Here is a 23322-nt window from a genome sequence, read left to right on the forward strand (position 1 = left end):
CAACGAATCATTTATAGGCTGTAACAGAAGTAGTAAGATATTTTAAAAAAGTATTTAGATTATGAATAAAACCATTTTAGCGGTCGAAACCGCAACGGCAGCCTGCTCTGTGGCCCTGTTGCACCAGGGAACACTTGTTGAGCGCTTTGAAATTCTCCCGCAGAAACATGCGCAACGCATTCTGCCAATGGTGGATGAAGTGCTTAATGAAGCACAAATCCTCCCGCAGCAGATCGATATTTTGGCCTACGCAGAAGGGCCGGGGGCTTTTACCGGTGTTCGTATTGCTTCTGGAGTCATACAAGGGCTTGCTCTTGGCTGGCAAAAACCGGTTATTGGCATCTCATCACTGGAAGCCATGGCTTTTTCTTACTTAAAAAGTCGCCAACACAACGAAGATAAGGCTGTTCACTGGATCGCGTTAATGGATGCGCGCATGGGCGAAATTTATTTTCAAGCCGGATGTTTTCAAAATGATCACTGGCACGTGGACAGCCCTCTGCTCTTATCACCTCAGGAGGTTGAGAAGCGTTATCGAGAAATAACCGAAGAACAGCCAATAATCGTGGTCGGGGATATTGAGAACAGCTACCCAAACCTGATAGAGAAATTTACTATTTGGCAGCCAAGCTTACCCACTGCAGTGGCGGTCGCCAAACTGGCTCAACGTAAAAACGATCAAGCCAAATTGATCAGTGAATCGCTACCACAACCCCTATATTTGAGAAACCATGTGGCGGATACGATTGAAGAACGCAAGGCCAAACAGCGTTAATCGATCGTTAAAACGATCGTCAAGAAGCGCGGTTAAGGACAACTGCTTACAAAATAGGCAAGTTAACAAAAGTTTAAGACTTTATTACATTTTTTTGATTTGAACATGGTTTACACACATTTTTATCCACAGTATTTGTGAATAAAATAACAGGCCGACTTTATCCCAAACTGGTCATTAGGAGCGAACGATGCACAACTACCAAACCATACTGGTTGCCACTGATTTCTCGGCACACAGTGCAGAAGCCTTAGCGAGAGGGTTGCAGTTGTCGCAAGTTTATCATGCCGCATTACATGTGCTCCATGTAGTCGAAATCCCAACCTATCCGGTGCTGGAGGATATCGCCGTGACAGGCCTGCCAGGAATCTGGGATCCGGAACTGAGTGTCCAAATCACGGAAGAATCCAATAAACAGCTGCATCGGTTATTGGAACAGGCTGGATTATCCCAAAAACACGGGCATATCCTTCAGGGCATCGCCAGCGAAGAGATTGTTACTTACGCCAACCACATTCATGCCGAATTGATTGTCATGGGTAAATACGGGGTCAGCGGTTGGAAACGGCTACTCGGCTCCACCACTGACAGCGTTCTGCACCATGCAGACTGTGACGTATTAGCCATTAAACTGGAAAATGAAAAATAAGGATTTATTCATGCTCAAAGCCTTCCTCTGTCGCACCTTAACCAAACAACTCGTCTTGTTGGCTTCGATATTTACCCTCAGTGTATCGACCACCGTGATGGCCTCCCAATTTAGTGTCGGTGAAACGGTCTTTGTTGCTTTTCCAGCAGGCAACATCAAAGACGATGCTTTTATCGTCGGCAAAGTCACCAAACAGACCGAAAAAGGGGACTACCAAATTGCGGTTTTAGATTATGTGGAAGGCCATGATTACGGCTCTTCCTGTGTTCCAATCAGCAAACACACTCAGGATCAGGGACTAGGAAGCGGCTGGGAACTTTGGCAGGACACCACTAAGCTGGACACTCAACAGCTGGAATACATCGTTTCTAAGAAATCGGTGATGCCGCTGGATGTCGGTAAACACTACTTTGTTGAACGCAATAACGTCTATATCGTATTTGGTCGCTGGAAATCAGATGCGCCAATGCTGACCGTCGACCGCATCGACCGCGTCATTCGCGAAGCTAAAAACGCAGGATTAAAGGAGATGATTCCGGCGTTTGAATTGGTTAAGCTTCATCGCGAGAGCTATTATGGCGAGTATGGCCGCCCACTGATGGCATTTGAAACCATTGAACCACTTAATCGCACCTTGGAAGGCGTGCTTAAGGTATTTGCTCAAGATCCTAAACTGGAAACCATCTGGCGTAGCAAGCAACGTGATTGGCAGGCGATCTCCAACTCCACACACGATTATTTTTTAATCGAGGCAATTGATAAAATCGTTGCCGATGCCAAGGATCAACTGTACGAAGACGGAATTGAGAACGCTGACCCTCAAAGTCTCGAAAGCTTTAAGCAAAAAATTGAAAAGCTTCAACGCAGTAACTAATCCCAGCCCAATAAAAAAGGAGGCGAAAGCCTCCTTTTCAAAAGCGTTTAGTCAATTATTTACGGCTTTTCAAACTTGTAATATTGGCTGTTCAGGTAATCTGCAATCTGCTCAACCTCATCCTCCCAATAGCCGGTATTTAAGTTGTCATTGCAAAACTGCACCGCTTTTACCAGTTTTGGATAGCTTGTCGTTTTTTGTGGGTTATAAGGTTTTTCGGCGTGACACTTCATGCAATTTGCTTTATCGTGCAGCACCTTACCTGGATGGGGTTCGGCACTGGCACTAAACGGCGCCAAAAGCATTCCGGCACTTAATGTCCAAGGAACTACGGGTAGACGATTCATATTAAGCCCTCTCGCTGGGTTGAAATAAGTATCAACCATTTCATTTTACTGAGACTAGGCCTGTAGAGAACCTAAAATAATTTATTGAAATATCAGAATTTTATATTCTTAAAGCGATTCATAACTTGCACAATAAGCGCTTTAAGACGACGTGTTTACACTTTAGCAAAAACACGCCACCAACAGGAGACCTATTGAAATGAGTGAATTGACTTTCATCAAGGGCAAGGATGCCTGCCTTGAAACGTCCATCGAGAATATGCAGACCATCCTCAAAAAAGCGGGGTTTGACATAGTTGAGGCCTCCTGGCTCAATCCGGTACCCAATGTGTATTCATTGCATATTTATGACCAAAACTGCCCAGGCCTGTTTACCAACGGTAAAGGAACCAGTCGAAAAGCCACTTTGGCCAGTGCGCTGGGCGAGTTTTTGGAGCGCCTCTCCACCAATTACTTTTTCTCGGATTATTGGCTGGAATCAGACCAGACCAAGTCTGTGGACTGGCTTTACTACCCTGAAGAACAGGCGTTTGAACTGCAGGATTACCAAAACGTACTTTCCGAGTCGCTTTGGCAGCTCTACGATTCAGAGCAGGCCTACCAGCCTGAAGACCTGCTCAGTTTCAACGACAGCTCAATGAAAATCCGCTGCTTACCACTGGAAGAAGTCCGTAGCGGCAAAACCGTCTATTTCCCAATGAACTTGCTCAGCAATCTCTATGCGAGCAATGGCCTTTCAGCGGGCAACACCATGCTGGAAGCCAAGGTGCAAGGGCTATCGGAGGTGTTTGAACGCTGGGCTAAAAACCGAATTATGCGTGAAAACATCTGTCTACCGCAAATTCCTGATGTGGTCGTCGAGCGTTACCACAGCGTTGTTGAAGCGCGTGATGCGTTGATCCAACAAGGCATCGAGCTTTCGATCCGCGATGCATCGTTGGGTGGCCATTTTCCGGTTGTCAATGTTACGCTGTTTGAGCGCAAAACCGGACGCTGTTTTGCCTCATTTGGCGCTCACCCTATTTTTGAGGTCGCTCTGGAGCGCACTCTGACCGAATCACTCCAAGGCAGACAGCTGAATGATCTAGACGGTTTCCAAACCCCGGTATTCGATGAACAAGCCGTCGCAGACGACGAAAACATTGAAAACCACTTTATCGACTCCAGCGGTCTGATTCATGCGCGCTTCATCCGCTATGAGCCGGATTATGAATTTGCTGAATGGGACTTTTCCGGCACGACTGAGTTTCAATGGCAGCAATTGGTTTCTCTGGTTCACCAGCAAGGAACGGATGTGTACGTAGGTCATTATGAGCATTATGGTTTCCCTGCGTGCCGTATCATCGTACCAGGCATGTCAGAAATCTATCCGTGTGACGAATTGGTTGAAAGCAATCAGAATATCGGTCGCGTGCTGCGCGAACTGTTGTTCAGCATCGATACAGAGACCGACTTCGCATCGCTTTTGGAGGAAGTGGAATCCCTAGGTTTAAGTGAACACCAAGGCATTGCCTCTTTGATTGGTTTAATGCCCGATCCGGGAAGTTTTTGGGCACAACAGAAAGTCAGCGACTTGAAATTATGGTTAGCCCTGGCTTCAGGCGATCACGATCTCGCTCTGGAAATGGTACAGGAGGCCCTCTACTTTGTAGATCCACTAAGCGAGTGGGGCACACGCTATCGCGCCATCGATTACTGTTTGCAAATGACGTTGGAAAACCAACTATGCATTAAATCGGCACAACTGCTTTTTGGTGAGCCACTCATCGAGCAAATTATGCGCCATCTAAATGGTACTGAACGCTTCTGGTCTGCGCCGATGGGTCAAGACATTTTCAAGTGTTCTGCCAGACATCAGGCCATGCTTGAAATTTACCGCCAAACCCAAAGGGTAAAGCAGAGCCATGCAAGCCAAGCATAAATTCATTAAGCGAAACAAACAGGCCTGTTCAGATCTGTACCTCCTAATCTGCATCTTTCAGGCGACATAAAAAAACCGGTCCAGAAGTGATTCTAGACCGGTTTTTTTATATGTACGATTTCCATTAGAAGTCGTACATCAAGGTGATAATCGTTTGTGTATCCACTTCTTCAACCCCAGGTGCAGGATCACTGTTGCTACGATACTGGTAAGCGGCTTTCAGGCTTAGGTTCCCATTCATCTTAACCTTAACCCCCGTATTACTTTCCAGCTTGGTCTGCTCGCTACCGCTGTAAACAACGAGGTCCTGAGTGAATTTAACGTTTTCATTAAACTGATAACCGAATTCACCCTTAACGCGTGCGATCACCTGATCCTGATCTTCCGCTTCCACGTAGTTAATGGACTGGTAACCCAAACCGGCTTCGCCTTTCAGAGTTGTTTTGTCATCTTTAATGAAGGTTTTACCCAGACCAACGGTATAGAGAGAGTCCAGATCTAAATCGGCAAAATGATCCTGCTCGAAACGTGCCTGCACGAAGCTGTAATAATTTCTGTCTTTAGCATAAAAGCGATTATATTGAAGATCGCCCACGTAACGTTCTTGGGTTTGATCACCCTCTTCAGACTTGTTGCTGATTTCAAATGCGGATTTAAACTCATCCTTAAGACGCAAGTAATCTACTTTCAAAGCACCGTAAATGGTAGTGCTTTCCGTATTACCGGTAGAATTGCTGTACCCCAATTCACCTGCACCTTGCAACCCGAGCTTATCTTCAGCCCAAGCCGATTGACTTAACAGAACCGCTCCAACTAAGGCACTTGTGCTTAAGATTTTTTTCTTAGAATTCATGTTTCTCTCTCTTTCACTGTTAGTTTTTAACCAGCCAAGCGATACCGCTATCAAACCTAATCAAACCAGGTCCAACTCAATGATCCGAACGTCGCAACCATATCACTTGCTGCCGTCACTCTTGCATAGCCATTTATGACTATCAAATCAGAAACGTCAAAAAGGCCGGATTATAACAGACTCAGAGAGCCAAGTAATTGAATCCAGAAAATCTAAGAAAACCCGATAAAAGCGATTAGATAACGCTTTATAGAAAATAGAACTTTGTTAGAATAGGCGATTATTTATCAGAACATTAACGAGAATTTAAGAATGAAGTTAGATTTTTTAGATTTTGAACAGCCGATTGCCGAACTTGAGGCCAAAATTGACGAATTACGTCATCTTGACAATGGAGACATGGATCTTCTTCAAGAGGTTGCGGCCCTGGAAACCAAAAGTAAAAATCTAACAGAATCTATTTTCAAAAACCTCACTGATGTACAGGTTGCGCAATTGGCACGCCACTCGCAAAGACCTTACACTCTCGATTACATCAAAGAAATCTTCACCGATTTCAAAGAACTGCATGGTGACCGTGCCTTTGCGGATGATCTGGCGATTGTTGCTGGTCTAGCCCGCTTAGACGGTCAACCGGTCATGGTCATCGGCCAAGAGAAGGGGCGCGACACCAAAGAGAAAATCCGCCGCAACTTTGGAATGCCTCGCCCAGAAGGGTATCGTAAAGCATTGCGTCTGATGAAAATGGCAGAACGTTTTAACCTGCCAATCATTACTTTCATTGATACTCCAGGGGCCTACCCGGGAATTGATGCCGAGGAGCGCGGACAAAGTGAAGCGATTGCACGTAACCTGATTGAAATGGCTGAATTGGAAGTGCCTATCATCTGTACCGTCATCGGCGAGGGGGGATCCGGTGGTGCCTTGGCAATTGGTGTTGGCGATGTCACCATGATGATGCAGTACAGTACCTATTCGGTGATCTCTCCGGAAGGGTGCGCGTCGATTCTATGGAAAAATGCCGCTAACGCCAAAGAAGCGGCTGAAGCACTGGGGATTACGGCACCACGTTTGAAATCCTTAGGCCTGATTGATCATATCATCCCGGAACCACTTGGTGGGGCGCATCGTGATCCGAAAACGGCTGCGGCTAATCTCAAACAGGCGTTGAATATCCAGCTATCTCAGCTCACGCAAACCCCAATCAACGAGTTGCTTGAAAAGCGCTACCAGCGCTACATGGACTATGGCAACTTTGAAGTCGCTTAAACGTCAAAACAGACTCCGAGATTAAAATATAGCAATCACTGTCAGGCACTCGTTTGACGGTGATTTTTTATTTTATCCATACCAAAAAGAGGCCTGACAGGGTGGCTGACAGAAAATCACAATCGGATTCGTCTTACCAATCCACTATCGATTCCGCAATCGAAGTCTGTCGTGTGCAATTTGACGCTGCGCCTCGCATCATTGTCGCTTATAGTGGCGGGCTCGATTCTTCTGTGCTCCTCCATCGTTTGGCATCGGAAGTGGCCTGGAAAGCCAAGTTGCTGGCGATTCATATTGACCATCAATTACAGGCCGAATCCACTCAATGGGCCTTGCACTGTGACAAGCAGTGTCAACACCTTAACGTAGCCTTTAAAAGCATTAAGGTTGAGATCCAACCTCAAACTCGAACAGGGACTGAAGCGCTCGCCAGGAATGCGCGTTATAACGCGCTGCACCACAGTTTGGAGAATGGCGATCTGCTCCTGACCGCTCACCACCAGCGGGATCAGGCCGAAACCTTTCTTCTCAACCTCGCGCGTGGCAGCGGGGTTAAGGGTTTGAGCGCCATGCCCGCGAGTAAACACATTCGTCTGCCCATGCAAGTCCAAACTAAACCCCAAAGGGCATTGCACTTAAGACCGTTTCTAAGCGTTCCTTATGCGGATCTCGTCGCCTACGCCCAACAGCACCAATTGCAATGGATCGAAGACCCGTCCAACCAAGACACCAACTTACGCAGAAACTTCATTCGCCATCAAGTGTTGCCCGCATTCAAACAGGCCTGGCCGCATATCGAAAGGCACATCGCACGTTCTGCACACTATATGAGCGAAGCAGAATTACTGTTAAAACGCATGGCGCAGCAACAGCTTAAAACGTATGGTTTTCTCAGTTTTGCGCTTGACCTGAACCGTTATTCTCATCTTGACTGGCTGGAATTAAAGAACGTCCTGCGCCACTGGTCAGAAGATTCAGCACAATTCACACTAGGCCACTCCCGGCTTGAATGGATCAAACAGCACACCCATGAAAAGGAGTGCCCCCAGGCCTGCTTAAAACTGAATCGCGGCGAGATCAGGCTTGATCGTAAAAAAATTTACTACATTCAAGCGCCTTATCTGCCTTATCAAATCGACTACAGCATCCTGCAAGATCGGCTGGCAGAGCTAGCTCAAAATAACTGGGCAAAACGCTACCAACTGGATTTGCCATTCACACTGAACGAACCTGATCTTAATCATTTGCACATCCGCTGTCTGCAACCTCAAGATCCCGTGAACCGTACCAGCTTGAAAAAATGGTTCCAAACGCAGAACATTCCGGCCTGGCAACGAGCCTTCTGGCCGGTAATCAGTCTCAAGCAACAGTTTGTAGGCGTATTAGGGTGGCCCAAAAGTCTTGTAATTCCTGGCGACCTCGTTGAAACCTCAGAGTCGGAAAAAAACGCATCCGCACCAGGCCTGTCTATTTCATTGGACGAAGAAACCATTCATATGCTCGCCAGCGGACAATTTTCAAGCCAAGCCATTGAGGCAAAACAAAAGCCAAGCATGAATTTAAGGAGCATCGAACCTGTAATTAACATTGATGAAAAGCCGCATTTAAGCTAAAATACGGTTCCATTCTGAAATATCAAATTCTTGATTTCCAACCTTTCAAAAAAGTGTGCATAAATGACTAAATTTATTTTTGTGACAGGTGGGGTAGTATCGTCCTTAGGTAAGGGGATTGCCGCTGCTTCATTAGGTGCCTTGTTAGAGGCGCGCGGACTCAAAGTCAGCATGTTAAAAATGGATCCGTATATCAATGTTGACCCAGGAACCATGAGCCCGTTCCAACACGGTGAAGTATTCGTCACCGACGATGGTGCCGAAACGGATTTGGATTTAGGTCATTATGAACGTTTTGTTCAGCGACACTTTACCAAGCGTAACAGTTTTTCTACCGGACAAGTCTATGAGCGCGTGATTCGCAAAGAGCGCCGCGGAGACTATCTTGGCGGAACGGTGCAGGTGATTCCGCATGTTACCGATGAAATTAAAAACCGTATCCAAGCTGCAGCGGCCGGTTATGATGTCGCATTGGTCGAAGTCGGAGGTACCGTCGGTGACATCGAATCCTTGCCGTTTCTGGAGGCGATCCGCCAGTTGAGCATTGAAGTAGGGCGTGACCGCGCGCTGTTTATGCACTTGACGCTGCTGCCGTATATTGCGGTTGCCGGCGAGGTGAAAACCAAGCCAACTCAGCACTCGGTTAAGGAACTGCGCTCTATCGGGATTCAACCCGATATCTTGATCTGCCGTTCCGAAATCCCGCTGGCGGAAACTGAAAAACGCAAAATCGCCTTGTTTACCAATGTGGAAGAGAAGGCGGTTATCAACTCTTTGGATGCACGCACCATCTATGAAGTACCGCGCATGCTCCATGAGCAAGGGTTAGATAATTTGGTGGTCAACCGTTTCCGCCTTGACGTACCGGCGGCCAACCTTTCCGATTGGGATGCCGTCGTAGAAGCGCAATTGAATCCGGAAAAAACGGTTGAAATTGCCATGGTTGGAAAATACGTGGATCTGACCGAAGCTTATAAATCTCTGATCGAGGCTTTGGTTCACGCCGGTATCCATACAAAAACTCAAGTTAATATTCACTACATTGATTCTGAAGAGATTGAAAAGAGCGATACCTCCTGCCTTGAAAAAATGGATGCGGTTTTGGTTCCGGGTGGATTCGGTGAACGCGGTGTAGAAGGAAAGATTGCCGCCATTCAATATGCCCGTGAGAACAAAGTGCCATATCTGGGCATCTGCTTGGGCATGCAAATGGCGGTAGTTGAATACGCACGTCATGTTGCCGGTTTGGAAGGGGCGCACAGTACGGAACTAAACGCACAAACGCCTCATCCGGTTGTGGCGCTGATCACCGAATGGACCGATGAAAACGGCCAGACAATCGAGCGTAACGAAGAGACCGACCTGGGGGGAACCATGCGTCTAGGCGGACAACAATGCCGTCTAAATGCAGGATCTAAAATCGCGGAAATTTACGGAAACACCGTGATCAATGAACGCCATCGCCACCGCTACGAAGTCAACGACGGTTATGTTGCCAAACTGGAAGCGGCCGGGTTGATTTTTGCAGGCCGTTCGGATGATGGAAGCCTGGTGGAAACGATTGAAATCGCCGATCATCCATGGTTTGTAGCCTGTCAGTTCCACCCGGAATTTACTTCAACACCACGTAACGGTCATCCGCTATTCTCCGCTTTTGTAAAAGCAGCGTATGAGCACAAACAAGCTTAATATTGAGAAGACACTGAATGAAACTTTGCCACTTTGAAGCCGGTATCGACCAACCTTTATTTCTGATTGCGGGCCCCTGTGTCATCGAATCAGAGCAGCTGGCGATCGATACCGCGGGACAACTTAAAGAGATGACCTCCGAATTGGGCATCCCTTTTATTTTTAAATCCTCCTATGATAAGGCTAACCGAACCTCTACCAATAGCTTTCGCGGTTTAGGGATTGAAGAAGGGCTGCGCATTCTACAAAAAGTCAAAGACGAAGTGGGCGTACCCGTGCTAACGGATGTCCATGAAGATACACCATTGAATGAGGTCGCCTCGGTGGTTGACGTACTGCAAACCCCGGCCTTTTTAGTCCGTCAAACCAACTTTATTCAGAATGTCTGCCGTCAGGGCTTGCCGGTCAACATTAAAAAGGGCCAATTTCAAGCGCCATGGGACATGGATCAAGTGGTTGCCAAAGCCAAAGAAGTTGGTAACGACAATATTATGGTCTGCGACCGCGGTACCTCTTTCGGTTACAACACGCTGATCTCAGATATGCGTGGACTGGCAAGTATGCGCCGTACCGGCTGTCCGGTGGTATTCGATGCGACCCACTCGGTCCAGCAGCCTGGTGGGCAAGGAAGCTCTTCAGGCGGACAGAGAGAAATGGTTCCCGTCTTGGCGCGCGCCGCTGCGGCCGTAGGGATTTCCGGTCTGTTTATGGAAACCCATCCAGACCCACAAAACGCCTTAAGCGATGGACCCAATATGTGGCCGCTGGCTAAATTAAAACCGCTACTTAGCACATTAAAACAACTGGATGATTTGGTTAAGAAAGAAGGCTTCATTGAGACCTTGGATTAAATGTAAAGTGTCATCCACTTGTTATATAACCGATTTATAATTCAACCGTTTTAAATTTTAAGAGTAAATAGGAAAAACAATGTCATTGATTAAAGATATTAAAGCGCGCCAAGTGATCGATTCACGTGGTAACCCGACTGTTGAAGCCGATGTCTATCTAGAAGACGGTTCATTTGGTCGTGGTATTTCACCTTCTGGAGCCTCTACCGGTTCACGCGAAGCCATTGAGCTTCGCGATGGCGACAAATCAAAGTTTGGTGGAAAGGGCGTTTTAACTGCGGTTAATAACATTAACACTGAAATCAAAGCAAAATTGATCGGCATGGATGCAACGGATCAAGCAGCGATTGATAACGCCATGATCGCTCTTGACGGTACGGATAATAAGGGTCGTTTAGGTGCCAATGCCATCCTTGCGGTCTCTATTGCCACCGCTCAAGCCGCGGCCGCTTCTAAAGGGTTGCCTTTGTATGCCTACTTGAAAACCGATGACTACAAAATGCCGGTGCCGATGATGAACATCATCAACGGTGGTGAGCACGCAGACAACTCTGTGGATTTCCAGGAATTCATGATTATGCCGGTTGGCGCACCTTCTATGTCAGAAGCGATTCGCTACGGTGCGGAAGTCTTCCATGCTCTGAAAAAAGTATTGCACGACAAAGGCTACAACACTGCGGTAGGTGATGAAGGTGGGTTCGCACCAGACCTTAAGTCAAACGAAGAAGCGATTACCGTTATCCTTGAAGCGATTGAAGCGGCAGGTTACAAAGCCGGCGAAGACATTATGATTGCGATGGATGCCGCCTCTTCTGAACTGTACAAGGATGGGAACTACTACCTGGCTTCTGAAGACAAAACTCTGACTTCTGCCGAAATGGTCGACTTCCTAGGGGAGTGGGTCAACAAATACCCAATCATCTCGATTGAAGATGGCTTGGATGAATCTGATTGGGACGGCTTCAAATTGCAAACTGAAAAATACGGTGACCGCCTACAAATCGTCGGGGATGACTTGTTCGTCACCAACCCTAAGATCTTGAAAGAAGGGATTGAAAAAGGCATTGCTAACTCTATCCTGATCAAAATCAACCAGATCGGTACTTTGACAGAAACATTTGAAGCGATCGCTATGGCGAAGAAAGCGGGTTACACGGCCGTCGTTTCTCACCGTTCCGGTGAAACCGAAGATACCGTCATCGCCGACATCGCGGTCGCAACCGGTGCAGGCCAGATCAAAACCGGTTCTCTATCGCGTACCGACCGTATCGCCAAGTACAACCAGTTAATTCGCATTGAAGAAGCTTTGGGGTCTGAAGCGGTATATCCTGGTAAAGACGCGTTCTACAACCTAAAAAAATAATTACTTAAAATAATTACTTTAAGTACGCCGGCTTCATCTCTAGGTGAACCGGCAGTCAACGGGAAATTCAAAAGGGAATCTTGAGCAGTTTATGAAAATCCTTTTTATTATTCTCGGAGTAGTTATTTTTATTTTTCAAGCTCGCTTGCTCTCCTCGGAAGGGGGGATCGGCGAGCTTTTTGCGTTACAGAACAAGCTCGACACCTTGCAATCCGAACTCAGTGAACAGCAGCAGAAAAATGCTCTACTCAAACAGCAGGTTCAGGATCTACAAACCCGTGACAGCGCCGTGGAAACCCTCGCCAGACAAACGCTGGGAATGATCGGCAAAGATGAGGTGTTTATCGAGGTGATTGAGTTAAAACCAACTCGCCAACCTGCTGAGTTTGATGACAATACGCCTTCACCCCCCATCCCGGCCGAGTAGTTTCATCCATTTTAGGTAAATACAAACGCCACTCTTTTAACCGTCGTTTTTTTGAACAGGCCTGCTGTTCCGTTTCAAACTATTCTTAAAACGTTTCTATCGGCTTTTCAGCAACACATAGACACTGCCAGTGCCGCCATCTTTTGGCAGGGTACTACAAAATGCCAGTACGCTCTTGAGTTGGCGCAACCGCCTATTTACCAGGTTTTTCAGTACCGGAGCTGAAGTCTCCGAGTTATACCCTTTGCCATGCACCACAATCAAACAGCGTTTACCGCTCTGATAACTGCGTTCGACAAATAACTGCAACGCTTGATCCGCTTTATCTTCAGTCATGCCATGCAGATCCAGCTGCCCATCAACCGGATATTCGCCTTTTTTCAAGCGGCTTAAATCCTGGAGTCGAATGCCTTTGCGATGATAAAGCATGGACTCAAACGCACCGACTGGAGAAAGCGAGTCGGCTAGGCGTAGTTCAGGCAATTCGAGTTGCGGGTCGTACTGCTTATTACGCAGCTGCCTCAAGGTCTCGCGTGAACGTTTTTTGACCTGTTCCGGCTGGTATGCGGTTACGCGCTCGGTCCCCTTTAAAGGTTTTACGCCCTGCATTGCATCCGCAAATAAGGATTTCTCTTCTTCTGACAGCTTAGACACTATATAATCTTTTGATAACTTTTATTAAAAATGCTTAACCGCTATTTTAACCGATGAAAATCTTACTCTCCAATGATGACGGTTACCTGGCTCCAGGAATCCGCACCCTTTATGCGGCATTGCAGGAACACATCCCGTACCAAACATTAATGATGCTGGCACCGGATCGTAACCGCAGTGCCGCGAGCAATTCACTGACACTGCTGGATCCGTTGAGAATTCAAGACCATACCCCTCAGGACAGCCCTGAAAACGAACGGATTTATGCCATTAACGGCACCCCAACTGACTGTGTGCATTTAGGCGTTAATGGTGCGCTGGACTTCCAGCCTGACATGGTGCTTTCCGGAATTAATGAAGGGGCCAATATGGGCGACGATGTTCTTTACTCCGGCACCGTGGCTGCAGCAACAGAAGGTCGCTTTTTGGGCAAACCGTCCATCGCGATCTCCCTCTGCGGCGATACTCACTTTGCAACCGCCGCCCATGTTCTGGTCACCTTTTTAAAAGAACTGCCACCGATTTCTTCCGACACCATCATCAATATCAATGTGCCGGATGTGCCATTAGCGGAATTAAAAGGCCTTAAAATTACTCGACTGGGCAAGCGCCACTGTTCGGAACCGGTGGTCAAGCAGATTGATCCGCGCGGCAAGCCCATTTATTGGATCGGTCCGGCAGGAGAAGCCGCTGATGCAGGCGAAGGTACAGATTTCCATGCGGTAGAACACGGCTACGCTTCGATTACCCCTCTTAAAATCGACTTAAGCCACTATGAAATGATGGCCACGTTAAATGAATGGGTACAGCAACATTGAAATCATTTTTCATCACCTCGCCATTTGATCTTCTGGATACCCCCGCTGAATACCCGAACAATGCGTTTTTTAAAAGCCAGGGGGTCGGCATGACTTCACAACGCACGCGTGACCGTATGATTCGTACACTGATCGAGTCCGGCATTCACGACACCAGGGTATTAAAGGCGATGCGCGTTGTTCCTCGGCACTGCTTTCTTGACGAAGCTATGGGAACTCGTTCTTATGAGAACACCGCGTTACCGATCGGTTACGGACAGACCATCTCCCAACCTTTAGTGGTTGCCACCATGATTCAATGGCTGCTTTCCGGTCAAGACGCCCCCCAACTCAATCGGGTGTTAGAGATTGGCACCGGATCAGGCTATCAGACGGCCATTCTTTCCCTGCTCTCAAAACAGCTGTACAGCGTTGAGCGTATTACGCCATTAATGATACGTGCCCAGTCCGCCATCGAAGCGCTGGAACTGAATAATATCCACTTTGAAATCAGCGACGGTCACTGGGGACTGCAACATCAAGCGCCGTTCGATGCGATTATTTCTGCGGCCGCTCCAGATGAACTCCCTGAAGAACTACTGGGGCAATTAAAGACAGGAGGGCGCCTAATCTTGCCGATCGGAGACCAAAAACAACGGCTTTACGGCTACGAAAAAACGGCCAATGGCATTCAAGAAACCTGTCTAGGAGAAGTCCTGTTTGTCCCCATGAAACAAGGGATTGAACCATGAGCCTATTTTCCTCTTTGTATCAAAAGACCTTGCAATGGGCCCAACACCCCAAAGCGCCATGGTATTTAGGTGGAATCAGCTTTGCGGAATCCTCATTTTTCCCAATTCCTCCTGACGTCATGCTGATGCCAATGGCTTTAGCCAAACCGCAACAAGCATTCCGCTATGCCTGGATTACCACACTGTTTTCACTCTTGGGGGGATTACTGGGTTACGCCATCGGTTATTGGTTGCTTGATGTCATCTGGCCTCTGATTGAATCCCTGAATTACGTCGACAAGTTCCGCCAAGTAGAAGACTTTTTTGCGAAATATGGTGTCTGGATCGTATTTGCGGCCGGTTTCAGCCCCATTCCCTATAAGCTGTTTACCATTAGCGCCGGGGCAACGGGCATGGCGCTATTACCCTTTATCGTTGCCTCTTTCGTGGGGCGTGGGGCGCGGTTCTTCCTGGTCGCCTGGATCATGAAAATCGGCGGCGAACGCTACGAAGACAAAATCCGCCAGTGGATCGATTGGCTAGGCTGGCTTGTGGTGGCTTTGATTGTGATGTATCTCGCGGTTAAACTGTTATAAGCACACTACCGGAGATTGAAAGGGCATTCTGAACAATGAAGACAAGCATCCTATCTCAGATATTCCGTGTTACGCCTTTAGCCGCAGGGCTGACTGCATACATCGTTCTTTCAGGCTGCTCCTCCACACCGCAGAATACGTCCAGCGATTTACAGCTCATCCACGGCGATGATCCGTCAGCCGATTCTCGATCGCAGATAAAGACAGCAGGGCGCTGCCGCAACCCATACCGGGTGCACAGTGGCGATACCTTGAGTGGCATCGCCGTCAAATGCAACGTCAATATGGATCAGCTGGCCTATGCCAACAACCTGTTGCCCCCCTATACAATTTATGCCAAACAAAAGCTTATCCTGCCTGGCAGTCATCAAGCGGCACGGGACGCTTTTGAAAAACAAAACCAAAAACGTAAACAGGCCTCGTGGCAATGGCCGAGTGATCCCAAGCTTCAATATCGTTTTATTACCGACCCTAACGGACTGAATGCGCTGGAAATTTATGGTTTACCAGGTATTGAAATTACTTCGGTCGAAGAGGGTGAGGTTGTCTATGCCGGCAATGGCATCGCCCATTACGGTTTACTGGTGATGATCAAGCACACCAGCGGTTATATCAGCACCTACGCCCACAACAGCCGCCTCTTAGTCAGGGAAGGCCAGAAAGTGAAAGCGGGTGACCCTGTGGCCACCCTAGGGGCGAGCGGCGATACGCCACGCCCTAAGCTCTATCTCGAAGCACGCTACCGTGGCCGTAAAGTCGACGTCAAAAAACTGCTTAAACATCCATAATTAACGCCAAAACAACTTCGCGATCCTCTGTGGTCAGAACATTGTATGTGCGGCATGCCGCTGAGTTGTTCATCACTTCAAGGCCGATCCCTTTTTGAGCGCAATAAGCGAACAGTTTCGGCTCAGGAAACACCTGCTGTTCACCCGTACCTAAAATAATCACTTCAGGATTAAGGGCAAACAAAGCATCCAGGCGTTGGCTATCAAGCTGCCCGATATGATCACAAGGCCAGTGCTCAACCAGTTGTTTCTGGTTGAGAAAGCAACTGTTTTGCAACTGACGATCGTTAATTTTGACCAGGCCTGGTTCATAATGTTTCACCACCAATACGTTGGAATCACGGTGTTCGGTAAATTTCATAAATCACTGTCTCATTTTTCATCGCGGCCATGCCTTGAAAATCTGCCATAAAACGGAAAACATAAACAAGCTGCAAATCGCCAAATAATGGGCTATTAAAGCGGATTTACTCAACTTTTTCAATTGACGAATTTTTTTGTTTCTGTATCATTAGTCGTTTATAAAAAAATTCTATTTTACGCTGTTTTTGCGTGTCTTACAGAAGGCTGAATTTTGTGATCGAAGATTTCCAGAGAATTAAACGACTTCCCCCTTATGTCTTTAATATTGTTGGCGAATTAAAAGCGGAAGCGCGTCGCCTCGGGGAAGATATTATTGATTTTGGGATGGGGAACCCCGACCAGGATACTCCAAAACACATTGTCGACAAACTGATTGAGGTCGTACAGCGTGAGGGGACCCATCGCTACTCCGTTTCCCAGGGGATTCCTCGTTTAAGAAAAGCCATCTGTAACTGGTATAAAACGAACTTTGACGTGGATCTTGATCCGGATACTGAAGCCGTGGTCACCATCGGTTCCAAGGAAGGCTTGGCCCACTTGGCATTAGCGACCGTAGATAAGGGCGATACTGTATTGGTGCCCAACCCGGCTTATCCGATCCACCCCTACGGGTTTGTGATTGCCGGTGCGGACATTCGTCACGTACGCATGACGCCAGACGTCGATTTCTTTGAAGAGCTCGAAAAAGCGATTAAAGATTCCTGGCCGAAACCCAAAATGCTGGTTTTGAACTTCCCTGGCAATCCGACCACACAAACAGTGGAGTTGGACTTCTTCGAAAAAGTCGTTGCCATAGCTAAAGAACACAACATCTGGGTGATTCACGATTTGGCCTATGCCGACATCGTATTTGACGACTATAAGGCTCCGTCCATTATGGAAGTGGAAGGTGCCAAAGACATTGCCGTCGAATTTTACACGCTATCAAAGAGTTACAACATGCCGGGTTGGCGGGTTGGTTTTATGGTTGGCAATCCAACCTTGGTCAATGCACTCAAGCGCATGAAATCTTACCTGGATTACGGCACCTTTACGCCAATCCAGGTGGCAGCGATCGCAGCCCTTGAAGGGCCACAGGAGTGCGTTCAAGAAATTTGCGACATGTACAAATCGCGTCGTGACGTCCTGTGCCAAGGCCTTAACTCGATCGGCTGGAAGGTCACTCCACCTAAAGCCACCATGTTTGTCTGGGCGCCGATTCCTGAAGAGTACAAGGCGATGGGATCGATTGAGTTTTCCAAAAAACTGCTCGCCGACGCTAAAGTCGCGGTTTCACCGGGAATCGGCTTTGGGGACTACGGCGATGACCATGTGCGCTTTGGTTTGATAGAAAACGAGCATCGTACCCGTCAAGCGATCCGCGGTATTCGTGACATGTTCCGCAAAGATGGACTGATTAAACAAGATTAATTAACCAGAGACATTCCGCTATCGCTTTCCGGCAGCCGTCTCTGCATAACCAACAAACAGGATTAACAACCATATGAAAGCAGTCAAAGTAGGTCTATTGGGATTAGGAACCGTCGGCGGGGGCACCGTTGAAATTTTGCAAAACACGCTTCCTGAGATCCAACGCCGCCTGGGACAGACGATTGAAATTTCAATCATTGCGGTTCGTGACTTGAACCGACCTCGCGCAGTGGACACCAATGGCATCGAACTGACCGATCAGCCTGAAAAGGTTGTCAACCATCCGGATGTCGATATCGTGGTCGAACTGATGGGCGGGACCGGACTCGCTAGAGAGTTGCTGGAAACCGCCATCCGCAACGGTAAGCACATCGTCACCGCTAACAAGGCCTTGATCGCAGAACACGGAAACTTCCTGTTTGCTTTGGCGAAAGAGCACAATGTTATTGTCACCTATGAGGCGGCTGTTGCCGGCGGAATTCCCGTAATCAAAGCGTTGCGAGAAGGCTTGGCCGCCAACCGCATTGAATGGGTCGCGGGGATTATTAACGGGACAGGAAACTACATCCTGACCGAAATGAAACAGCCCGGCGCTGACTTTGACAAGGTGCTTAAGGTGGCCCAGGAATTAGGCTACGCGGAAGCCGATCCAACGTTTGATGTTGAAGGCATTGACGCGGCCCATAAACTAACCATTTTGGCCTCGATCGCTTTTGGCATAGAACTGCAATTTAACAAAGTTTATACCGAAGGCATCAGCAAAGTCTCTGCCGATGACATCCGTTTTGCCCAACAACTCGGCTACGAAATCAAACACCTTGGAATTGCCAGCCGCACTGAAAACGGTTTCTCACTGCGTGTTCACCCGACACTTGTCCCTCAATCAGTACTGATTGCCAATGTAAGCGGGGTTATGAATGCAGTCATGGCCTATGGCAATCATGTTGGACCAACTATGTACTACGGACCTGGAGCCGGCGCCGGCCCCACTGCAAGCGCCGTCGTTGCAGACATTATTGACGTGATTCGCTGGCAGAATCAGCCACAAGCTGATCGCGTACCGGAATTGGCTTTCCATACAGATCAATTGCAGAGTGCCCCGGTAGTCTCCATTGATGAAATCGAAAGTGCCTACTATATTCGCTTCTTTGCTCAGGATCATGCCGGTGTTTTAGCCAAGATCACCACCATTCTGGCCGACTGCAATATCAGCGTCGAACATATGCTGCAAGAACCCAGCAAAAACAACAGTGACGATGCCACCTTGGTGATGATCACGAATGTCGTTAAGGAAGTCGATTTGAACAAAGCCCTAAAGGCTCTTCAAGGACTGAACGAAGTAGACGGCGAAATCATGCGCATTCGTGTGGATGCACTCGGCGCCTGATTTTCGAATACTTCCCCTGAAATCAGCCGGCCTGTACCAATGACTGCAAACAGGCCGCGTAATACAGAAATCTAATAAAAATCAAATAGACGCACCATTTTTCTAAAATTTGGAACAGTTATGAACTTTATCGAAACCCGTGGCAACGACGGCCAATATCCACTTGAAATCACCTTTTCCCAGGCTATTTTGAGCCCAATGTCTTCCTTCGGCGGCCTATACTCACCAAAAACACTGCCTAATTTGGGTCAGGCTTTCCTGGACAAGCATCTACACTCTGATTACAAGGCCCTGGCAACAGCTATCCTTGCGGAGTTTGAAGTGGATATCGATCAGTCTATTATTGACGAGGCCTTAAGCCTATACGACCAGTTTGATGATCCGTCTAACCCGGTGCCCGTGGTAAAAGTAAAGGACGATCTGTATGTCAGCGAACTGTATCATGGACCGACTCGTGCTTTTAAAGACATGGCCCTGCAACCCTTTGGAACGGTACTCTCCGCCGTTGCACAGGCTAGAAATGAAAAATATTTGATCTTGGCGGCCACCAGTGGCGATACCGGCCCAGCCGCGCTCGACACTTTCCGCAACAAAGAAAATGTGCAAGTGGCTTGCCTCTATCCTCAAGGCGGCACCTCTGATGTACAACGCCTGCAAATGGTCACGGAAAGCGCTGACAATCTCAAGGTCATTGGCATCAAAGGGGATTTTGATGATGCCCAAAGCGCACTGAAAACCTTGCTAACCTCCGATTCGTTCAAAGCGAAGCTCAAAGAGAACCATATCCAGCTTTCTGCCGCCAACTCGGTGAACTTCGGGCGTATTATTTTCCAAACCATCTATCATGTGCATAGTTACCTGGAACTGGTGCGTCAGGGCGCGATCGAGATGGGAGAAAAGGTTTATCTGAATGTACCAAGCGGTAACTTCGGAAACGCCTTAGGCGGTTACTACGCATACAAAATGGGCTTGCCGGTTGAGCAGATTCTGATCGCCTCCAACCAGAATAATGTCTTAACCAAATTCATCAATACAGGGGAATACGACCTACGCGACTTGGCCGTAACGCCAACGACGTCACCGGCCATGGACATTTTAAAATCCTCCAATATTGAGCGTATTCTGTTTGACCTGTTTGGAGCCGAACGTACCAAGGAATTAATGTTTGCCCTGGATAATGAACGTCATTACGCCCTGAATGCGGAAGAGCTAGCGGAACTGCAAACCATTTTCGCAGCCGACTTCTGTACCGATGAAGAGGGCGAAGCGTATATCAAACAGGCCTTTGAAAGCGGCTATCTGATGGACCCACATACCGCCACCTGTTTTAAAGCCTATGAAACCTGCCGCAAGCATCCGCAATTGAAAACGATTGTTTATTCCACTGCGGAATGGACGAAGTTCTCACCGGTCATTGCTTATGCGATCACAGGTAAAGACGGGCTGCACGACCTGGAAGCGCTGAAAATTATTTCCGAAACGGCAAACACGCCAATTCCAGAAAAAATCAATGCGTTGTTCGAACAGAAGATTGCTCAGGACACCGTGATTGATAAAACCGAAATTGAGCAAGAAATCCTGTCCTTCTTAGGATAAAAACCCTTTAAATCCAACAAGATAAAAATGACAGTAAATAAAACCGGGCCCAGCCCGGTTTTTATTTCCCGCTAAGAGCTATTCATTAGGTCCGAAATAACCAATGCGAGGCAACCATGAGCAAAGCAGTGACTTTCTGGCTACCAGGCCTGCTGAATCCGCAACGTTTAAATGAAGCCGCTGACGCTTTTGAACAAGTTTCGTTACCCAACCTGCAAACCCTGCTTAAAAAGGCCGACCGTTTCCCGCTTATGGAGGTTAACGGTCAAAACAAGCGCGACTTTTATGCTACGGCCAGCCAACTGTTCCACCAAACCGGTACCTTGCCAGTTGCCGCATGCACGGCTGCAACCTGTTTAACCGATTTTGATGCCTCTGCCTTTTGGATTAAACTCGATCCGGTGCAACTGATTCCCGATCGCGATACCTTGGTACTCTTTCCGGCCAATGAGCTGGCGATTGAAGAGTCGGAAGCCAAAGCATTGATCCAGACCTTTAACCACCACTTCGAACAGGATCGAATCGAAATTGAATACGGCACCCCCTCAGACTGGTTCATGCGTATTCGCCAGCCGGTAGACATCCACAGCCATACGATCGATCAAGTCGCTTATCAATCGATAGAGGGTTTTTATCCTAGCGGTCATGCCGCCCAACAATGGCGTCAACTCCTCAATGAAGCTTCCATGCTGTTCTTCAATCATGAAGTCAATGAGAAACGCCGCCTGCAAGGCTTGCCTGAAATCAACGGGCTTTGGCTGTGGGGAGAAGGGCAGTTGCGTTTGAACGAGATCATCCAGCGTCCTCAAGCGGTGATCTGGTCGGAAAACCCCTATCTACAAGGGATGGCAAAGCTTTGTAACTCAACAGCTCAACCATTCCCACACACTGAACAGGCCTGGTCAGAAGCCGGATTAAAAGAATGGCTTGCTAGCGGTGACCACCATCTGTTTATGCCAGAATCTCTGCACCAAACATTACACCAGCAGACCCAGCAAGAGTGGCTTGAAAGCTTGCAGTGGTTAGAGAAATACTGGATGACGGCTTTACTGAATATGGTTAAAAGCGGCGCGATCAGTTCGCTTCTCCTCGAAGTAGGTGATGGGTATCGCTATCATCTGAAGCCTGCCCATCTTAAACGCTTTTGGCGCATTCGCAACCGAATTAAAGCCAACCTTTAAACCGCTCTGCTTACAGTGTGCTAGTAAATAAAAAAGCCTGTCCAATGACAGGCTTTTTTGATCTTATCGGAAGATTTTCAAATCAGTGCTCGGGCGTACATACCTTCTGCGCCATGACCGCTTTCATGGTTTTGAAAAATAGCCACGTAATAAGGATACCCAAGAGAGTAAGAATAGTCATGCCCAACCAGGCGTACCCCATACTGTCCGTCAACTTTGCCATGAGCAGTGACGCGATGGAAATGGCGGCCAACGGGAAGGTATAGGCCCACCACGAAAGCGCAAAGCTAGTTCCACGAAAGCGGTTTATTGAAAACACTAAAAACACGGTAAAAAACAGCGCAAAGAAATACAAAATCTTAGCAAAGGCATCAATTTCACCGTAATTCAACGCCACATAAGAGATAAAGCCGACCGCCGGTGGGGCTATGAAAATAAACAGGGTCGGTACCAGCTTATCGGGTAACGGCGGATGGAAAATAATGCGATAGAGCAAGACGGTTTTAATCATCGGCCAGAAGACAATGCCGATGGCAAAGAAAAACCAGCTGATGTCGGCCGGTGCATGATGCACCCCCGCAATTGGAACGATAATGTTCCCCACAATGGGAATAAACCAAGCCGGATTAGAGTGCTCGATCTTAAAGAAGTCGTGGTGAATCCAGTGATACAGTACCCACAGAGTAAAAATAAATTGCAGAGAAGTTCCTAACAGCCATAAATTAAAGGACGTTTTAACCTGTTCCAACTCCCAGAAGGCAATGCTCAACAGCAGCAAGGAGATAGCAATCGTTGCCATAAAGTTCATCTTTAAAGGATGCCGCATGTCCTCCCAAAAAGCAGACTTGAAACGCACCATTTTATAAAGGTAGCTGGCCAACAGGACAAGAAACATCACAATCACGGCCATCAGCAATCCGCCGCCAATTTGAACCGGCCAGCCAAACAGGGATTCCACTTTCAATAAAGCAATACAAAAACCGAGCATCCCCATAATCATGCCAAAAAAGCCGATTGGGAAATACTGCAGTTTAGCCAACCTAGACTCTGAGTGACTCATCGTTTTTCCTCTCAATAAAAACTTGCAAATACGCGTAATAGGGCAGTAAAGATCATTACTCAGATATTATAGAAGAAGCCCGAATACAACAAACGCTTTTGATTCAAAAAGACCATCAAACCTTTTAA

At 47.6% G+C, this 23322-nt stretch carries 23 protein-coding genes; 18 read left to right on the plus strand and 5 right to left on the minus strand.

Translation table 11 applies throughout. The features are described from left to right. Nucleotides 1-61: 61 nt before the first annotated feature. The 3 genes from tsaB to QCB44_RS04655 all read left to right on the plus strand — a co-directional run bounded on the left by tsaB (nt 62) and on the right by QCB44_RS04655 (nt 2298). Nucleotides 62-775: a tRNA (adenosine(37)-N6)-threonylcarbamoyltransferase complex dimerization subunit type 1 TsaB gene (gene tsaB / locus QCB44_RS04645; RefSeq protein ID WP_279408170.1), complete on the plus strand. Its 714-nt coding sequence runs from the start codon at nt 62-64 to the stop codon at nt 773-775. 190 nt (nt 776-965) lie between these two features. Then, nucleotides 966-1424, plus strand: a complete 459-nt coding sequence (locus tag QCB44_RS04650) for a universal stress protein (RefSeq protein ID WP_279408172.1) — start codon at nt 966-968, stop codon at nt 1422-1424. Between the two features lie 10 nt (nt 1425-1434). Beyond that, on the plus strand, nt 1435-2298 hold the full coding sequence (locus QCB44_RS04655; protein WP_279408174.1) for a hypothetical protein: 864 nt from the start codon (nt 1435-1437) through the stop codon (nt 2296-2298). Between the two features lie 59 nt (nt 2299-2357). On the opposite strand, the gene QCB44_RS04660 is transcribed toward QCB44_RS04655, so the two are convergent. Next, nucleotides 2358-2645 (minus strand): hypothetical protein, encoded by a 288-nt coding sequence (locus QCB44_RS04660; RefSeq protein WP_279408175.1) that lies wholly within the window; start codon nt 2643-2645, stop codon nt 2358-2360. A 199-nt stretch (nt 2646-2844) separates the two neighbouring features. Here QCB44_RS04660 and ycaO point away from each other — a divergent pair, with 199 nt between their 5' ends. Further along, nucleotides 2845-4566 carry a 30S ribosomal protein S12 methylthiotransferase accessory factor YcaO gene (ycaO, locus tag QCB44_RS04665; RefSeq protein ID WP_279408177.1) on the plus strand — a complete coding sequence of 574 codons (1722 nt, stop codon included), beginning with the start codon at nt 2845-2847 and terminating at the stop codon, nt 4564-4566. A 124-nt stretch (nt 4567-4690) separates the two neighbouring features. Here the strand turns inward: ycaO and QCB44_RS04670 are convergent, their stop codons facing one another. Further along, nucleotides 4691-5419 carry a DUF481 domain-containing protein gene (locus QCB44_RS04670; RefSeq protein ID WP_279408179.1) on the minus strand — a complete coding sequence of 243 codons (729 nt, stop codon included), beginning with the start codon at nt 5417-5419 and terminating at the stop codon, nt 4691-4693. Between the two features lie 312 nt (nt 5420-5731). Here QCB44_RS04670 and accA point away from each other — a divergent pair, with 312 nt between their 5' ends. The 6 genes from accA (at nt 5732) to QCB44_RS04700 (ending at nt 12631) form a co-directional block, all read left to right on the plus strand. Next, complete coding sequence (gene accA / locus QCB44_RS04675; RefSeq protein WP_279408182.1) at nt 5732-6688, plus strand: acetyl-CoA carboxylase carboxyl transferase subunit alpha; 957 nt, start codon at nt 5732-5734, stop codon at nt 6686-6688. Nucleotides 6689-6789: 101 nt separating this feature from the next. Next, the gene (tilS, locus tag QCB44_RS04680; protein ID WP_279408184.1) at nt 6790-8301 is read left to right on the plus strand and encodes a tRNA lysidine(34) synthetase TilS; all 1512 of its coding nucleotides are present in this window, start codon (nt 6790-6792) and stop codon (nt 8299-8301) included. A gap of 63 nt (nt 8302-8364) precedes the next feature. Further along, entirely contained in the window at nt 8365-9990 is a 1626-nt protein-coding gene (locus tag QCB44_RS04685; RefSeq protein ID WP_279408185.1) for a CTP synthase, read from the plus strand. Nucleotides 9991-10007: 17 nt separating this feature from the next. Continuing rightward, nucleotides 10008-10841 (plus strand): 3-deoxy-8-phosphooctulonate synthase, encoded by an 834-nt coding sequence (gene kdsA, locus QCB44_RS04690; RefSeq protein WP_279408187.1) that lies wholly within the window; start codon nt 10008-10010, stop codon nt 10839-10841. A gap of 79 nt (nt 10842-10920) precedes the next feature. Beyond that, a complete protein-coding gene (eno, locus tag QCB44_RS04695) occupies nt 10921-12204 on the plus strand; it encodes a phosphopyruvate hydratase (protein ID WP_279408189.1) in 1284 nt (427 codons plus the stop codon). Nucleotides 12205-12295: 91 nt separating this feature from the next. Further along, the gene (locus tag QCB44_RS04700) at nt 12296-12631 is read left to right on the plus strand and encodes a septum formation initiator family protein (protein ID WP_279408191.1); all 336 of its coding nucleotides are present in this window, start codon (nt 12296-12298) and stop codon (nt 12629-12631) included. Between the two features lie 96 nt (nt 12632-12727). Here QCB44_RS04700 and QCB44_RS04705 read toward each other — a convergent pair whose 3' ends face one another. Next, on the minus strand, nt 12728-13285 hold the full coding sequence (locus QCB44_RS04705) for a Smr/MutS family protein (protein WP_279408192.1): 558 nt from the start codon (nt 13283-13285) through the stop codon (nt 12728-12730). A gap of 53 nt (nt 13286-13338) precedes the next feature. Here QCB44_RS04705 and surE point away from each other — a divergent pair, with 53 nt between their 5' ends. Genes surE through QCB44_RS04725 form a run of 4 tightly spaced genes read left to right on the plus strand, consistent with a single transcriptional unit; the run spans nt 13339 to nt 16197 of the window. Beyond that, a complete protein-coding gene (gene surE, locus QCB44_RS04710) occupies nt 13339-14103 on the plus strand; it encodes a 5'/3'-nucleotidase SurE (protein WP_279408193.1) in 765 nt (254 codons plus the stop codon). Then, nucleotides 14085-14834: a protein-L-isoaspartate(D-aspartate) O-methyltransferase gene (locus tag QCB44_RS04715; RefSeq protein ID WP_279408195.1), complete on the plus strand. Its 750-nt coding sequence runs from the start codon at nt 14085-14087 to the stop codon at nt 14832-14834. Before surE ends, QCB44_RS04715 begins: the two co-directional genes overlap by 19 nt. Next, nucleotides 14831-15409 (plus strand): DedA family protein, encoded by a 579-nt coding sequence (locus tag QCB44_RS04720; RefSeq protein WP_279408197.1) that lies wholly within the window; start codon nt 14831-14833, stop codon nt 15407-15409. The genes QCB44_RS04715 and QCB44_RS04720 overlap by 4 nt, the downstream gene beginning before the upstream one ends. A gap of 35 nt (nt 15410-15444) precedes the next feature. Continuing rightward, a complete protein-coding gene (locus QCB44_RS04725; protein ID WP_279408198.1) occupies nt 15445-16197 on the plus strand; it encodes a peptidoglycan DD-metalloendopeptidase family protein in 753 nt (250 codons plus the stop codon). Here the strand turns inward: QCB44_RS04725 and QCB44_RS04730 are convergent. Then, nucleotides 16184-16558 carry an Mth938-like domain-containing protein gene (locus QCB44_RS04730; RefSeq protein ID WP_279408199.1) on the minus strand — a complete coding sequence of 125 codons (375 nt, stop codon included), beginning with the start codon at nt 16556-16558 and terminating at the stop codon, nt 16184-16186. The genes QCB44_RS04725 and QCB44_RS04730 overlap by 14 nt on opposite strands. A 215-nt stretch (nt 16559-16773) precedes the next feature. Between QCB44_RS04730 and alaC the strand changes: the two genes are divergently transcribed. The 4 genes from alaC to QCB44_RS04750 all read left to right on the plus strand — a co-directional run bounded on the left by alaC (nt 16774) and on the right by QCB44_RS04750 (nt 22134). Then, on the plus strand, nt 16774-17970 hold the full coding sequence (gene alaC / locus QCB44_RS04735) for an alanine transaminase (protein WP_279408200.1): 1197 nt from the start codon (nt 16774-16776) through the stop codon (nt 17968-17970). Nucleotides 17971-18043: 73 nt separating this feature from the next. After that, entirely contained in the window at nt 18044-19357 is a 1314-nt protein-coding gene (locus tag QCB44_RS04740; RefSeq protein ID WP_279408202.1) for a homoserine dehydrogenase, read from the plus strand. Nucleotides 19358-19477: 120 nt separating this feature from the next. Beyond that, a complete protein-coding gene (thrC, locus tag QCB44_RS04745; RefSeq protein WP_279408204.1) occupies nt 19478-20953 on the plus strand; it encodes a threonine synthase in 1476 nt (491 codons plus the stop codon). Nucleotides 20954-21069: 116 nt separating this feature from the next. Continuing rightward, complete coding sequence (locus QCB44_RS04750) at nt 21070-22134, plus strand: hypothetical protein (RefSeq protein WP_279408205.1); 1065 nt, start codon at nt 21070-21072, stop codon at nt 22132-22134. A gap of 82 nt (nt 22135-22216) precedes the next feature. Here QCB44_RS04750 and QCB44_RS04755 read toward each other — a convergent pair whose 3' ends face one another. Then, the gene (locus tag QCB44_RS04755) at nt 22217-23194 is read right to left on the minus strand and encodes an SLAC1 anion channel family protein (protein WP_279408206.1); all 978 of its coding nucleotides are present in this window, start codon (nt 23192-23194) and stop codon (nt 22217-22219) included. Nucleotides 23195-23322 lie beyond the last annotated feature (128 nt).

It is taken from the genome of Thiomicrorhabdus sp. zzn3 (genome assembly GCF_029767755.1).
Classification (GTDB): domain Bacteria; phylum Pseudomonadota; class Gammaproteobacteria; order Thiomicrospirales; family Thiomicrospiraceae; genus Thiomicrorhabdus.